The sequence below is a fragment of the Chryseobacterium sp. MIQD13 genome (assembly GCF_050496705.1).
Lineage (GTDB): Bacteria > Bacteroidota > Bacteroidia > Flavobacteriales > Weeksellaceae > Chryseobacterium.
The window spans coordinates 143418-158042 of sequence record NZ_JBNWAF010000003.1; the positions used below are offsets into that span (position 1 = coordinate 143418).

General features: G+C 36.7%; 15 protein-coding genes. 12 read left to right on the forward strand and 3 right to left on the reverse strand.

From position 1 onward, the window contains the following. Nucleotides 1-68: 68 nt before the first annotated feature. From ACQWU4_RS13000 to ACQWU4_RS13045, 10 genes are all read left to right on the forward strand, one after another. Nucleotides 69-845, forward strand: a complete 777-nt coding sequence (locus tag ACQWU4_RS13000) for an ATP-grasp domain-containing protein (protein WP_429936178.1) — start codon at nucleotides 69-71, stop codon at nucleotides 843-845. 11 nt (nucleotides 846-856) lie between these two features. Continuing rightward, entirely contained in the window at nucleotides 857-1222 is a 366-nt protein-coding gene (locus tag ACQWU4_RS13005) for a cyclic-phosphate processing receiver domain-containing protein (RefSeq protein ID WP_429936179.1), read from the forward strand. Next, nucleotides 1222-1749, forward strand: coding sequence for a DinB family protein (locus ACQWU4_RS13010; RefSeq protein ID WP_429936180.1), 528 nt, complete (start codon nucleotides 1222-1224; stop codon nucleotides 1747-1749). Before ACQWU4_RS13005 ends, ACQWU4_RS13010 begins: the two co-directional genes overlap by 1 nt. A 40-nt stretch (nucleotides 1750-1789) precedes the next feature. Continuing rightward, complete coding sequence (locus ACQWU4_RS13015; protein WP_429936181.1) at nucleotides 1790-2806, forward strand: RNA ligase, Rnl2 family; 1017 nt, start codon at nucleotides 1790-1792, stop codon at nucleotides 2804-2806. A gap of 99 nt (nucleotides 2807-2905) precedes the next feature. After that, complete coding sequence (locus ACQWU4_RS13020; RefSeq protein WP_429936182.1) at nucleotides 2906-3469, forward strand: metallophosphoesterase family protein; 564 nt, start codon at nucleotides 2906-2908, stop codon at nucleotides 3467-3469. A gap of 73 nt (nucleotides 3470-3542) precedes the next feature. Beyond that, on the forward strand, nucleotides 3543-4085 hold the full coding sequence (locus ACQWU4_RS13025; RefSeq protein WP_429936183.1) for an exonuclease domain-containing protein: 543 nt from the start codon (nucleotides 3543-3545) through the stop codon (nucleotides 4083-4085). A 103-nt stretch (nucleotides 4086-4188) separates the two neighbouring features. After that, nucleotides 4189-4740: an exonuclease domain-containing protein gene (locus ACQWU4_RS13030; RefSeq protein ID WP_429936184.1), complete on the forward strand. Its 552-nt coding sequence runs from the start codon at nucleotides 4189-4191 to the stop codon at nucleotides 4738-4740. A gap of 213 nt (nucleotides 4741-4953) precedes the next feature. Beyond that, on the forward strand, nucleotides 4954-5175 hold the full coding sequence (locus ACQWU4_RS13035; protein WP_429936185.1) for a hypothetical protein: 222 nt from the start codon (nucleotides 4954-4956) through the stop codon (nucleotides 5173-5175). An 80-nt stretch (nucleotides 5176-5255) separates the two neighbouring features. Beyond that, nucleotides 5256-7952 carry a DUF6493 family protein gene (locus tag ACQWU4_RS13040; protein ID WP_429936186.1) on the forward strand — a complete coding sequence of 899 codons (2697 nt, stop codon included), beginning with the start codon at nucleotides 5256-5258 and terminating at the stop codon, nucleotides 7950-7952. 3 nt (nucleotides 7953-7955) lie between these two features. Continuing rightward, entirely contained in the window at nucleotides 7956-9299 is a 1344-nt protein-coding gene (locus tag ACQWU4_RS13045; RefSeq protein WP_429936187.1) for an SWIM zinc finger family protein, read from the forward strand. Nucleotides 9300-9341: 42 nt separating this feature from the next. Here the strand turns inward: ACQWU4_RS13045 and ACQWU4_RS13050 are convergent, their stop codons facing one another. After that, nucleotides 9342-9788: a VOC family protein gene (locus ACQWU4_RS13050; RefSeq protein ID WP_429936188.1), complete on the reverse strand. Its 447-nt coding sequence runs from the start codon at nucleotides 9786-9788 to the stop codon at nucleotides 9342-9344. A gap of 380 nt (nucleotides 9789-10168) precedes the next feature. Between ACQWU4_RS13050 and ACQWU4_RS13055 the strand changes: the two genes are divergently transcribed. Together ACQWU4_RS13055 and ACQWU4_RS13060 are read left to right on the forward strand one after the other, a co-directional pair. Continuing rightward, nucleotides 10169-11686, forward strand: a complete 1518-nt coding sequence (locus ACQWU4_RS13055) for a TROVE domain-containing protein (protein ID WP_429936189.1) — start codon at nucleotides 10169-10171, stop codon at nucleotides 11684-11686. Between the two features lie 610 nt (nucleotides 11687-12296). After that, a complete protein-coding gene (locus tag ACQWU4_RS13060; RefSeq protein ID WP_429936190.1) occupies nucleotides 12297-13139 on the forward strand; it encodes a hypothetical protein in 843 nt (280 codons plus the stop codon). Nucleotides 13140-13711: 572 nt separating this feature from the next. Here the strand turns inward: ACQWU4_RS13060 and ACQWU4_RS13065 are convergent. Further along, nucleotides 13712-14059 carry a helix-turn-helix domain-containing protein gene (locus tag ACQWU4_RS13065; RefSeq protein ID WP_429936191.1) on the reverse strand — a complete coding sequence of 116 codons (348 nt, stop codon included), beginning with the start codon at nucleotides 14057-14059 and terminating at the stop codon, nucleotides 13712-13714. A gap of 12 nt (nucleotides 14060-14071) precedes the next feature. Then, on the reverse strand, nucleotides 14072-14503 hold the full coding sequence (locus ACQWU4_RS13070; protein ID WP_429936192.1) for a transposase: 432 nt from the start codon (nucleotides 14501-14503) through the stop codon (nucleotides 14072-14074). Nucleotides 14504-14625: the final 122 nt, after the last annotated feature.

Below are 14625 nucleotides of genomic sequence, written 5' to 3' on the forward strand. Positions count from 1 at the left end.
AAAACATGAAAACAGTTTTATCAAAGATTGTAAAAAGTAGATAAAAAGACCCTTAAAAACGAATAACCATGTATTTTTTAGTTCAGGCTAATGTGTATTTAGATCCGGATCATTACAAAATTTTTGATGCATTAGAGGAACTGAATATTGATTATGATGTAATTAATATTCCCCCAACTGCAGAAAAAATAGACTTCGAAACAGACAGAAAAGATGTTTTTGTGTATGGTTCCGTGACGATTGCAAGATTGGCAAAACAGAATTCAGACTGGTTTCCCGGTTCTTTTTACGGAGGCAATCATCTGTATGAAATATATTCCAGGCATTATGGCGAAAACCTTCTTAATCATAAGGTTTCTGTGCACAGAATTTCAGAAGAACTGATTTGGAAAAAAGAGGAAATAAAATTCATTAAACCTTACAATGAAGCTAAAATCTTTACCGGAAAAGTTTTCACAGAAGCAGAATGGAATGATTTCGTTTTTGAATCTCTTGGAAATAGATTAAACAGGATAACAGAGGATTCTTTAATACAAATTTCAGAAGCAAAGCGGACAATAAAAGAAGCAAGACTTTGGATTGTTGGCGGGCAGATTATAGAAGGAGGCTATTATAAATTTAATGATGATGCTCCTTTCGAAGAAAAAGTTTCAGAAGACGGATTTGCTTTTGCCAAAGAAATGGTCAGAACTTTCAACCTTGAAGAAGCCTTTGTAATGGATATTTGTTTGACGGACGAGGGTTGGAAGATTGTAGAAATCAACTGTATCAACAGTTCCGGATTTTATCCCAATACCAATGTGAAAAGTATCATCAAAGCATTGAATATTTACTTTTCCGGTTAAAAAATAAAACTATGGAAATGACAAAAAGATTACTGTTTCTGGATGATATAAGATACCCGGTTGAGGCTTATCATTATACCAAGCAGGATATTTTCCTCAGAAAAGACTGGCATATTGTGCGAAACTACGAACAGTTTGTCAACAGGATTTTGGAAAAAGGACTTCCGGAAATGATCTCTTTTGACCATGATCTGGCAGATGAACACTATCTGAATACGGGAAAGTTTGTTGAAAAAACAGGCTATGATTGTGCAAAATGGCTGGTAGAATATTGTATGGACAACTATTTAGACTTACCAAAATTCTACTGTCATTCAATGAATCCTGTAGGAAAGGAAAATATTGAAAGCCTTTTAAAAAACTTTAAAAAATTGTAATGGATATTTTTACATTAATTCAGGATATAAAAACGCATCTGAAACTCAGCTTTGATGAGGTTGACAGGTGGTTTGATAAAGACAGGAAAACGCTGAACTATCAGCCTTCAAACGGAGGCTGGACTGTTCAGCAGATCCTGGAACATATTTATCTTACAGACTTTTATCTGCTGATACTCATTGAAAAAGGCTCTAAAAAAGCGATGAAAAATTATGCAGATCTTGATTTAGATACCGAAATAAAAAATTACAGTTTCGATAAAGAAAAATTTGAAAAAGTAGGTGAGTATGGTGCTTTTGAATGGATCAGGCCGGAACATATGGAGCCGAAAGGAGATTTAAGCTTGAATGAAATCCGAAATTTAATTTCCAGGCAGTATAACCAGTGTTTAGATTATCTGGATCGGTTGAAAAATGGTGAAGGTCTCCTTTATAAGACAACAATGACAGTGAATGAACTGGGCAAAATCAATGTGTATGAATACATTTATTTCCTTTCCCTTCACGCTCAGAGACATCTTACCTAGATGAAAAATAATGAATTAGAAACTATTAAAAACTAAAGAAATGATTTTCAAAACATATAACTCTATAGAAAATGCTTACCAGACCCGCGTGATCGATCAGATCAGGTTACAGGGTTTCGGGGATGAGGTTTTCATAGTACAGGAAAAGGTTCACGGTGCTAATTTCTCTTTCTTTACCGACGGAAAGGAAATTAAAATCGGGAAGAGAACTGCTTTTATTGAGAATGATGAAAAATTCTTCAATGCCCACCAGATTTTGGAGCGTTACAGGAAAAATGTAATTGATTTGTTTCAGAATGTGAAAAGCATTTATCCTGAAACAGAAACTGTAGTGATCTACGGTGAATTATTCGGTGGTGGTTACAAACATCAAGAAGTAGAACCCATAAAAGATGCTGTGAAAGTACAGAAGGGAATTGAATATGCTCCTCATAACGAATTTTATGCTTTCGACATTAAGTTGAATGGGACTACTTATCTGGATACAGATTTGGTGAATCAGATTTTTGACAAAACCGGATTTTTCTATGCTAAAATTTTATTCCAGGGTTCATTGGAAGAAGCTTTGATGTTCCCGAATGTTTTTGATTCAAAAATTCCGGGCTGGCTTGGTCTGCCTGAAATTGAGAACAATATGTGCGAAGGAACCATTGTGAAAACTTTGAAAACCAGATATTTTGGAAACGGCTCAAGAGTCATTCTTAAGAACAAGAATGAAAAATGGGTTGAAAAATCTAAAATGGTGAGAAAGCAGGAGAAAAATGTTCAGAAACCAACCAATTTCAGTGAAACAGCTCAGGATATTTGGGAAGAAATTCAAAAATATGTAACTGAAAACAGGTTGAATAATGTTATAAGCAAAATTGGAGAATTTGAGCCCAAAATGATAGGCAGAATCATAGGCCTTTTTGCACAGGATATTCTGGAAGATTTCGGAAAAGATTTTCCTGAAGCTTTCACCAGAGTGGAAAAAGAGGAACAGAAAAAGATCAATAAAAAACTGAATACTTTAGTTATTGATTTTATAAAACAAGAGTTGATGACTCTTAAAGTGTAGTTTCGGTAAATTTTACCGGAACTTTTTTTGTGTTTAAAACTAAGCTATAAAACATAAGATGCTTTTATGGTAAAATATTAACAAACAAATTATTAAAAAATGAAACCAAATATATTTTTTACGGCAGACCATCATTTCGGTCATGCCAATATTATAAAATTTTCAGAGCGGCCATTTGAGTCTCTGGATCATATGAATGAAGAACTGATCAAAAGATGGAATGAAAAAATAGGTACTGACGACACTGTCTACCACCTTGGCGATATCAGTTTAGGAAAACCGGATTTCACTAAAGAAATTCTTGACAGGCTGAATGGTAAAATCCATTTAATCAAAGGAAACCATGAAGGGGCAGCTCTTACTTATCCTAAACGATTTGAATCGATAAGAGATTATCACGAATTAAGAATTGATGAACCCGAAAATGCCAACGGCAAACAGAAGATCATTCTTTTACATTACGCCATGCGCAGCTGGAACGGCTCACACCGCGGAGTTTGGCAATTATACGGCCATTCACACGGAACTTTACCCGACGATGAGATGGCATTAAGTTTCGATGTTGGGGTAGATTGCCATAATTTTTATCCGATCTCTTACGAAGAAGTCAAAGAAATCATGAAGCGTAAAAAATGGTCACCACCATTTAGTACGAGAGATTAACAGAAAATGGTGAAAAGTAAGCAGTCAGTAGCTAAGCTTTGCCTGTTTCCGATTCACCTTTAATTATTAAAAAATGTATACAAACGAAATACTAATCATCGATTTGGAAGCAACCTGCTGGGAAAATGACAGAATTTCCATCGGGCAGAAAGTCGATATTATAGAAATAGGGATCTGCAAGCTGAATTTACAGTCAAAAGCAATTTCCCAAAAACAGAGCATCTATGTAATTCCCGAAAGATCTGAAATCAATGATTTCTGTACAAAACTTACGGGAATTACTCCGGAACTGATTGAAAAGGAAGGAATCTATTTTGAAGAAGCCTGTGAAAAAATCAGAAATGAATATGATTCTGCATCATCAACCTGGGCCGGTTTTGGAAATTTCGACAGGGAGCAGATCTTTGAGCAGTGCGACTGGCTTGGAATAGAGATTCCTTTCGAAGGAAATTACCTGAATGTGATGGAAGAATTCAGAGATCATTTCAGACTTCACAAATTGATAGGCTTAAAAAGAGCCCTTGATTATCTGAAAATGGATTTTGAAGGAAACCATCACAGCGGAGCAGACGACGCTTACAATGCTGCCAGAATTTTGCAAAAGATTCTGGAGTAAATAGAAAACATAAGAAGAGAGATAGAAGAGGGAAGCAATAATAAATATCTGTCATAGACTCCATTATTCCAATCTCATCTTTTAATAACAAAAATTTAAACAAATGAAAACAACAGAAAATATACTAATTATAGACCTGGAAGCCACCTGCTGGGAGGAACGACCGCCCAGAGGCCAGGAAAGCGAGATCATTGAAATCGGAGTGTGTATTATGAATGCCACAACGGGTAGGATCTCAAAAAATGAAGGCATTCTGGTGACTCCACAATATTCAAAGGTGAGTCCTTTCTGCACGGAACTGACTTCCATTACTCAGAATATGCTGGATCATGAAGGTATTATGCTGGAAGATGCGTTGGATATCCTCAGGGCAGAATATGATTCCGAAGACCTTACCTGGGCAAGCTACGGAAACTATGACCTGAATATGCTGCAGAATCAGGCCAGAAGATTTAATGTGGATTATCCGCTGAGTGACAACCATATCAATGTGAAAACACTGTTCGGGCAACTACATCCGACGGTGAGAAAAAGCGTCGGAATGGCAAGAGCTTTAGGCGAACTGAATCTCAAGCTTGAAGGTACACATCACAGAGGTGTGGATGACGCCAAGAATATTGCGAAGATTTTGCATTGGTGCCTGCAGCAGTATTAATTCAATTGAAATCTGATGACTCTCTTTTTTAAGGGAGTTTTTTTATTGGATCTTTTCAGAAGTGAAATGATACTTTCCTTTTAACTTTTATTCGGAAATGCTGCCTGAACTGCTGTAGAAAGCATAATTTTTTGTTAAAAAATTCACTTTGTAGGGATAATTTCATGTCTTGCCATCATTTTTTTGCTATTTTAGTCCCTCAAGACTGGAATTATGCTTATTGAAGATGAATTGACGATGGTTTATTTAAACTGTAACATCAGGGAAATGATTCCTTTCCTTAAAAAGCTGACCCCAAAAGAGAGAGAAGAGACTACGGTCTTTTTAAAAAGAAATTTAAATAAAGCTGGAACAAACAGCAAAATTTCTACACTATCCGCTCTGGCATACATCAACGTCCGGGATAAATATAAAACTAGTAATATTCATTCTTAAGGTAATAAATCATCCTATAGCTGGAATTCTGAAAGAATGATAAGCAAAATAACCTGAAAAAATCATCAAATTAAAAACAAATGAAAGAAAGACTTTATGAGATCCTTAATGAGGAAAAAGCACATGAGATTATTCCGTTTCTGAAGAAACTTACAACAGAAGAAAGGAAAGCCTTGGTTCCAACGATAAAAAAACTGGACCGGGAGATCAGTAAGATCGTAATGACGAAAAACTCTTACCATACTTCCGGTTCGGCAAACCAGCATTCGATTATTGATATAGCATCATTTGTCTGTATGGATCAGAAACATTACGGAAAGAACTACTGGAGCCTTTTCAGAGACAAGGAGCAGACCGAAAAAATACTGGAATGGGGATGTCCGGACTGGTTTTCAGATTTTATTAACGATTCCGTAGACGCCGAATTTACTGCGTTTAATTATCAGGATATCTTAGGTTGGGCAGAAAAAGGCTATGTACAGCCCAGGTCTGAACTGCTTGGTTATCATTTGAGCCTTCAGCCCTATGATCTGGAGAAATTTCCTGAAACTCTGCAAACTCATTTTTGGTATCTGTGCGAATTTCCTTCAAAATCACTTCCTTTTACCAGAGAATGGATGCCTTTGGTTCAAAAGCTCATCAGCGAAAAGAAAATTGATAGGAAAAGATTTCTCAAAGAATGCCTTCTGGCAGCAAACAGGAACTTTAATAAAAATGTAACCGGATGGTTTATGGATGCATTCAATGCCCTGAAACCTTCTGACGATGAACTTATTATGCTTCAGGATGAATTGATGGCAGGATTGGCTTCTGTACAGTCAAAAGCTGTCAATACCATACTTGCTCACCTGAAAAAGATAGTTCAGGATCCGGCATTCAGAACTGGTGAATTTTCATATTTCCTTCCCAATTTGTTGAGTTCAGAAGTTAAAACAGTGGTGGCAGCCAGTCTGACAGTAACAGAGAAAATTTTCCAAAAGAATAAAACTCGTTCAGAAAACCTTGGAATGGCTCTAAGTGCAGCATTTGTAAATAAAGATGAAAGTATACAGACCAAAGCGGCAAAGATCATACTTAAATATATTCCCGTTTCAGAAGAGATCAAAGAAGCTTTAGCCGATTATGCAGATAATATACTGGCCAATGTAAGACTGGAACTGGCTCAATACATAGAAAACAGGCAGCTGGAGCTGGATACCGTTGAGACAGAAAGATTAGAGCTCATCAACGAAGAATGTAAGGTCCAGGAGCTGGAAAGCTTTGAAGACCTGATGTTTCTCCTTCCGCAGGCTATAGAAACCCCAGGAAACTATTACTATGATTTAGTGTTAGCAGGATTGATACGTTTTGCAGACGAAGCTGATACAGGATCAGTAAAACTTTTTGAGCCCGTATTTCAGAAGGCATGTAAAACTATTGCCAAATGGGAAGTCAACCACTTTAATGTATTATTGTGCAACCTGATCATTAATTACGGACTTTTGTTATTGGAAAAATTTCCTGTTGAACTTAAAAATCTGGAAAAAATATATAAAAGAACCTGTGAGGATGAAGCTGCAAGAGAAGTATATTCCACTTATCATAAAAAGCTGAAACCCATCAAAGATATCTATGCAGGAGGTCTGGCTATGGAGCCTTTCAAACATATTGCAGTACGTGTTTTTAATCAGATAGCATCAGGAGATAAAACTCCATTGTTTTCTACAATCACTCATGAGCCATGTTGGATAAGTCCTGAAGTGCTGGTAGAAAGATTTGAGATGTATCAGAACAGAAATATAAAACCCGATGATCTGGATCTGCAGCTCGCATTACAGCGCTGTTCATTGGAAAAAACTTCAGATGCCCTACAATTGGCTCAACAGAAATTAAAAGGAGAATATCAACAGCTTCTGCTTTTCTTTTTTAATAAAAATGCTGCTCCGAAAGGAAAATTAGAACATCCGTCTTGGTGGATAACTGCCGGAATCACCCGTTCACCTGAAATGGTTTTTGAAGAATTTAAAGACTTCGGATATGATGACATTCCTAAAGAATTCCTTACGGGAAATTATAATTGGAAAACGATCGACAGTAAAAAGAATTCCTATTATCCCGTTGAACTCAATATCAGTGTGCCGAAATACCATCTGAGCAAAAGACCGCATCAGCTTTTCCTGGAATATTTTATTGCAGAGCAGAAAAACTTTTCCGAAACCCCTTTATTTATCTGGAGTTTCCCCAATACATTAGGAAATGTTTTTGCCAAGATCATTAAAGACTGTTTGTTTTATTCAGGGATTGCAGAAGTTTACGAAAGAGGTCTTGTTCTGAATACAGCACAGGCGCTCCATCAGATGAAAAAACCTCTGGATGCAATGGGATACTTGTTTCTGGGAACCATTTTTCTGGACGGAGATAAAGTAATTCGCGGAACCGCTGCTGAAATCTGGCTGGAGCATGTCTCCCACAAAGTAATGGATAATGCACGTCTGGGGCAGGTTATAGGGCTCCATGAAAAACTGGAATGGGCTCCTGTGAAAAGATTTACAGATATTGTACAGCATCAGATGTTGAATGTCAGTAAAGACCACAATCTGGCCCTGGAGGAGCTTCTTACCCATATTTTGCTGCAGATGGAGACTCCGGTTACCAATCTTAAAAAAATACTGGATATTTACCACGAAATCTTAGCATTAAACCAATCTGAGGTAGATAAAAATTTAAAAGAAAAACTGAATAACTGGAAAGATAATTCCAGTCTGAAAAAAATCTGCAATCTTCTTCTTAAAAAATAGATTATGGAAGATATGCTTACTTACAAATATCAAAGACCATCATCTCTGATAAAAAAAGAGGTATCTGAAGAATTATTTCTGTCCAAATACAGTGAAATTCAGAAGAAAACAGATGCTCCCTGCTTTTTTTGGGGAAATGTAGACCAGCCGTTTATACTGGCAAGGTGTCTTATCACACTTTCTAATATTGTGAAGTCAAGCTTTAACCTGTCACCGTTTCAGATGGCTTTGCTTAAAGATCCAATTGTTACTGCCGGAAACAGCAGATTACGGTTTGAAGGATTTTCACACTGTGCAAGTGTTTACGCAAGAGTAGATGTATTACCCGGTGGTATTCAAGGCGAGTTTCTTGAAAACGGAACCACGAATGTGGATTTTAATCAACCCATGATCACAGCGTTGGGAAGCATCCGTCCCAATGAAAAGATTATGCTTTCTGTAGGTGAAAAAGAGGTTGGACTTTATAAAGAAGAAAAAAAAATAATGGAACGGAAAGTCCCGTTGCCTGTAAAATGGATCAAAGGATTGGGTACCGTTCAGGTTTACCTGTCTGAATCGGAGAAACTTCATTGTTTCAATAAAATTCAGACCCAGCAGCTGTTCAGAGGAATCCCGAAAGGTCCTGTAAAATCAGATTATTACTTGATTATAAGAGGAAATAAACCTATGTTTTCCCCGGTGAAATCAGTGGATGCAGTTTGTATCGGGGGGCTTCACAGATTACGCCTGTTGGAACCCCTTCTTCCTTATATTGAAAAGATGCAGGTATTTCCACATATTGATATGCAGTCTACTACATGGCAGCTTTATATGGGAAATATAAGATTCAGTTTTTCATTATCAAGAGAAGCCTGGAGGGGATTTTCCGGAGAAGGGGCAGTTTTAGACAGTCTGATTGATGATATTTCCGATGAATGGATCGATGCGTTGGATAAATATGCTTATGCCAATCAAACTTTTAATCCTTCAATGTTTGTCCTGGAAGAAAATATCAGTCTGAAAAAAACAGAAAATCTTACAGGAAGGCTGGCCGCCATGGGATTTTTGGGCTATGATCTGGATGATAACGGATTTTTCTACCGAAGGCTGCCGTTTAAACTCAATCGAATTATCGGCTTAAACCCACGGATGAGAAATGCAGAAAAACTTATTGCAGAAGGAAAAGTGGAGATTTTAAATAATACTGCATCCAGAACTGAAGCAAGGGTAGAGGGCACCGGTGTACATCATACCGTGATTATAGAGAATGACAAAGAAAGGTGTACCTGTGAATGGTTCAGCAAATATCAGGGCGAACGGGGACCATGCAAACATGTGCTTGCTGTAAAGAAATTAGTAAATATTTAAATAAAAGGACAGCTTTTGAAAAATTAAGTCTGTCCTTTTTATTTATTGATGTTTCAACCATTCTTCGTAAGAAATTACACCCAGTTCCGGTTTCCCTTCACCTTCAAGGATCGAAATAAACTCCAGCTGATTACCGTCCGGATCATTGAAATAAATAGCCAGTGCGGGCATCCACGCGAAGACCATGGGTTCATTGATGTCATTTCTCAGAAAGTTGTAAGGTTTCAGATCTTTCTTCTTCAGAAAGTCAACAGAATTATTTAAAATATCCTCTTTACTGCTGGAAAAAGCAAAATGTCTTGGCTGAAGGTTGTCCTTCTGCTCCCACAATCCCAGCATAAATTCTTTATCTTCACCTATCCATAAAAAAGCAATAGGGCGCTTTTCATCCATGTGTGCCAGTTTCAGGCCCAATACTTCAGTATAAAACCGTACGGAATTCTCTAAACTGCTTACCTGAATATGAGTTTCATATAATCCTTTGATCATAGCTTTCATTTTAATACATACAAAGCTAGACAATGTATTATCAACAGCTGAATCTCTGCAATTCCTTTATTGGAAATAAACGATAGAAATTATAGATAAAAGATAAAAGATAAAAGATAAAAGATCTTGTCATTAAGCATCAAGAGGAGTAGGCTTTAGCCCGTTTAAAAAATATAAACAAATTCCCATCGGCTTCAGCCAAAACTTAGATTTTAAGCACAATCATCTGGGTCCATCTGAGAAATCTGTGGGAAAATTATAAAAAATATTTACATAAAAAATAACTACGCAAAAAGACTGCGCAATACTGTTTTTACTTTGCATCAGAAATCAGAGAGGAAGGTAATCCTCCATAATGTTTAACAAAAAAACAGTAACTCATGAAATTTAATATTTTTAAAAAAGAGAAAAATACCGTAATGAACTACGAAGGTGCAAAGGCGTTTACCATGACACCTGCTGAAGAACTATATAGTGCTGTTGTTACAACAGGATTATCCAATACATCTTATGAAAAAGGAAATGACAGATTGGAAAGAATTCAGTCTCTGATCAGAAAAAACGATCCTGAATTTGTAGCTAAACTGGCAGTTTATGCAAGAAAAGATATGTATCTGCGTTCTATTCCGCTGGTGCTTACCGCAGAACTGGCAAAACAGACTTCCGGTACAGATCTGGTGAGCAGAACTGTAGACGGTGTAGTACAGAGAGCAGATGAAATCACTGAACTTCTGGCTTATTACCAAACTGCGAATGAAAGAACAGATACCAAAAAACTGAACAGACTTTCAAAGCAGATTCAGAAAGGTCTGGCAAAGTCTTTCAATAAATTTGATGAATATCAGTTTGCAAAATACAACAGAAAAGCAGAAGTGACCTTGAAAGATGCATTGTTTTTAGTTCACCCGAAAGCAAAAGATGAAGGCCAGCAGGCTGTCTTTAACAAAATTGTTGGTGATACGTTGGAAACACCTTACACATGGGAAGTTGAACTTTCTGTTTTAGGTCAGACCAAATTTGCTGATGAAACGGAAAAGAAGCAGGCTTTTAAAAACAAATGGGAAGAGCTGATCTTCAGTAACAAGTTGGGTTATATGGCAACTCTAAGAAACCTGAGAAATATTATAGAAGCGGGTGTGTCATCTGATGCCATGTATAAAGTTTGCAGCTATTTATCCAATGAAAAAGCTGTAATGAATTCCAAACAGCTTCCATTCAGATTTTTGGCGGCTTACAGAGAACTTAAAACCATAAATTCACCTTATCTGTCCTCTATTCTGGAAGCACTGGAAGATGCCGTTATGGTGAGTGCAAAAAACATTAAAGGTTTTGGTTTTGACACTTCAGTTTTGATTGCTGCTGACGTTTCAGGTTCTATGCAGAAGCCTGTTTCTCCTAAGAGTAAAGTATTGCTTTACGATATCGGTTTGCTGATGTCTATGATTTTGCAGTCACAATGTAAAAATGTCATTACAGGTATGTTCGGTGACAGATGGAAAAGAGTTCCAATGCCTAAGAACGGTATTTTAAGAAACGTTAATGAGTTTTACAAACGTGAAGGTGAAGTAGGTTATTCTACCAACGGTTATCTGGTGATTGAAGATCTGATCAAAAGAAAAGAAAAAACAGATAAAATAATGCTGTTTACGGATACCCAATTGTGGAACAGCAGCGGAACCAGAAATTCCTTTGAAGATTCCTGGAACCGATATAAAAGGATTGCTCCGAACGCAAAATTATATATTTTCGACTTGGCAGGTTACGGAAAACAGCCGCTTGATATCAGAAAAAATGATGTTTATCTTATTGCCGGCTGGTCAGACAAGGTGTTCGATGTACTGAATGCTTTGGAGGACAGAAAATCTGCCGTACAAATCATTAAAAAAGTAGTGCTGTAAAAGGCACTGCTTTAATGAATGATAAATTATAAATGATGAATGATTTTCGAACTGAAAAAATTAAAATAAAATTTACTGCGTAAAAAGAATGCGCACTTACAATATAACTTTGCATTGTTATTAATCCGGTGCCGTAAGGAAAGAATTTCTTCGACTTTCAATTGACCAGAGTCTTTCCGCTAAAATGCCCGGTAAAAACAGACCAATGCCGTACAATAAGAGTTTCATCGTCAAACTTCCAATTTGAATACATTCAAAACTCTTATGATCCATTGCTTGGTTTTACAAAATGAAAATGCATAATATTGAGATTAATCTTCAGTATGGATAAAAATAATCAAGTGTCGTCTTAGAATCATACTTCGATACGGGTCATCAGGTCGCAGGTTCGATCCCTGCCTTCCCTGTTGTAAACGGGATTGTAGCTCAGCAGGTAGAGCAGATGGAAAAGAAAGGATTCTGTCATTATTACCTTGATTTAAATAAAAGAGTGCCGTTAGAGAAAACTTACTTCGGTTACAATTGGTTCGACTCCAGAATAAACCTGATGGTTTATATATAGCAGTTTTCCCGCCTTTAGCCTCTTTTTAAATTTTAAAAAACTAATACAATGTATATACCGACAGATTTAACTGAATTTTTATACTGGATTAAAGAACGGACAGAAATGGTTTGGTCTGTTGACGATGAAAGTTGCTGTCCAAAAGGGTTTTACGGAGCCAAATGGCAGGGACTTACAGATGATCAGATTGATAGTATTGAAACAAAATACGATGTTAAATTTACCTCAGATCACCGGAATTTTTTAAAGATTCTTCATGCTATTGACAAAAAAGAAATTGTGGAATATGAAGATGAGGGAGAAATAATTACTGAAGAATGTACTTTCTTTTATAATTGGCTGGAAAATGATGATGAAATATTAGAAACAATGAAAGAGCCCTATAAATGGTTATGGTATGATATAAACGGAATAAATAATGTCTGGCTTAAATCATGGGGAATAAAACCCAAATCTCTGGAAAAAAGAAAAGAGATTTTTGACGAATGGTTTTCTCATGTTCCCAGCCTTATACCATTGCGGGGAACCAGATTTGCTGTGAGCGATGAATACCTTTTGTGGAAGCCTATAGTTTCTATGAACGGGTCTGATGTTGTACTCATGGGATGGGATTTCAGAACCTATCTGCTGAATGAATTGAGAAATCATCTAGATATTTATATTGATGTTTTTGATGAAGAAGATCAGAGGTTTTACCCTGAGATTATTGATGAGGTAACAAACATATTTAGTGAAAATTTTAAATATGATGAAACTAAAGATATTCCATACCTTAAAGAAATGATTATGTACTGGTCTTCAGGCTGGAAAACTTTTGGATTGAATTATCACCCTGCAAATGCGAAAGTACATCCTATTGTAAAAACATATATTGCTGAAGAAGAAAAATAAAATATCTATAAAAGTTAAGCAGATAAGTGTCGTAGAGAAGGGTTCCTTCGAACTAACGGTCCTAAGGTAGCGTAATTCGGGCGACCGAACTAGCGACGCCGGATTGAAACCCGGCCTGGCAAAAGTTTTCTGCGGGAAACGTAAGTCTCACGAAGATGTAGAATTGCCGGTTCACTGCCCAATATGGGTAAGAACGACGCTCTGAAAAGAGCAGACTCTTTTCGCCTGTTTCCTTATCTGTGTAAAAAATAAACAAGTGCCGTAGAACAGTGTTACTTCGCTCATCACGACGGGGTCGCGGGTTCGAGTCCCGTCTCTTCCACTAAAAAACACAGTCTATCAATAGGAAGAGTAGCTCAGTTGGTTAGAGCACGCTTATACACTCTCAGCTGTTGCCTTGTTTTTAAAACATAAAAGTGTCGTAAGGAAAAGATACATCGTCACACTTTTGGGTAGGAATAGCGAAGTCGGTAACTCCGGCAAGGCTATCCGGTTCGAATCCGGCAGAATGACAGACCCAGTTTTCTTTTCCTGATTATTATCTTTTACAATTTACAATCAATGCCGGTGAGCTATTCGCCGGCATTGATTACTTCTTCTATTTCTTCTTCGAAAGTTTTCTTCCAGTTCATGATCGTTGTTCTGCTGATCTTGTACTTTCTTGCCATATAGCTGGTAGAAAAGCCGTGCTTATTCTGATACTGCAAAAGTTTAAACATCGTTTTTTTATCATATGTCCTAAGCTTTTGATTGTTCGCCTGACTTTCTTTTGACTGTTCAAAAATCTTTTCATTAAAATTTAATATATCCTCAGTCGTATTAAGTTTTCCCAAAAGCTCTTTAATCTTGGGATCTTTCAGCTTTTCCGGATGCTCCAGCCTCAGCATATCGTAGTATATCTTTTTATAGTTGGGACGCATAGCGAGTTCTGTTTATCCGTTAGTATTATCATTATTTTTCTGAATCCATCGGTGAAGCGTGCTTTTTGGAATAGAATATTCCTTAATAACCTCTCCATAAGTCATTTCTCCGGATAAAATTCTTTTCATAATGAAATCTTTGATCTCCTGAGTGTAGATATTCTTTCTGAAATAAGGAATTTTATCAGATTTCTTTTGATTTTTATTCACGGCAGATGGCGGTGCATAAAGAATCAGATGCGAACTGTACAACCGGAAAAAATCATATTCCAGCAGCTTGCTCCATCTCAAAAGTAAATCTGTATCTATTGATCTGCTTTGGTATACATTTTCAATAAACTGAATATCCCTGTTGAGAAAATTAGATATCCTCTCCATAGGTACCTCATTTTCATCAACCATCTCTTTGATAAACTTCCCTATATGAATTTCTTTATATAACATGTATTGAGTACTATTTTGTTAAATTCATGAAATTAAAGACAATAGATAATATATAGATATGCTAACGAATGCCTGAGTCGTTTGGAAAATAAAACTATCCTAAATAAATTTCAGCAGCTAGC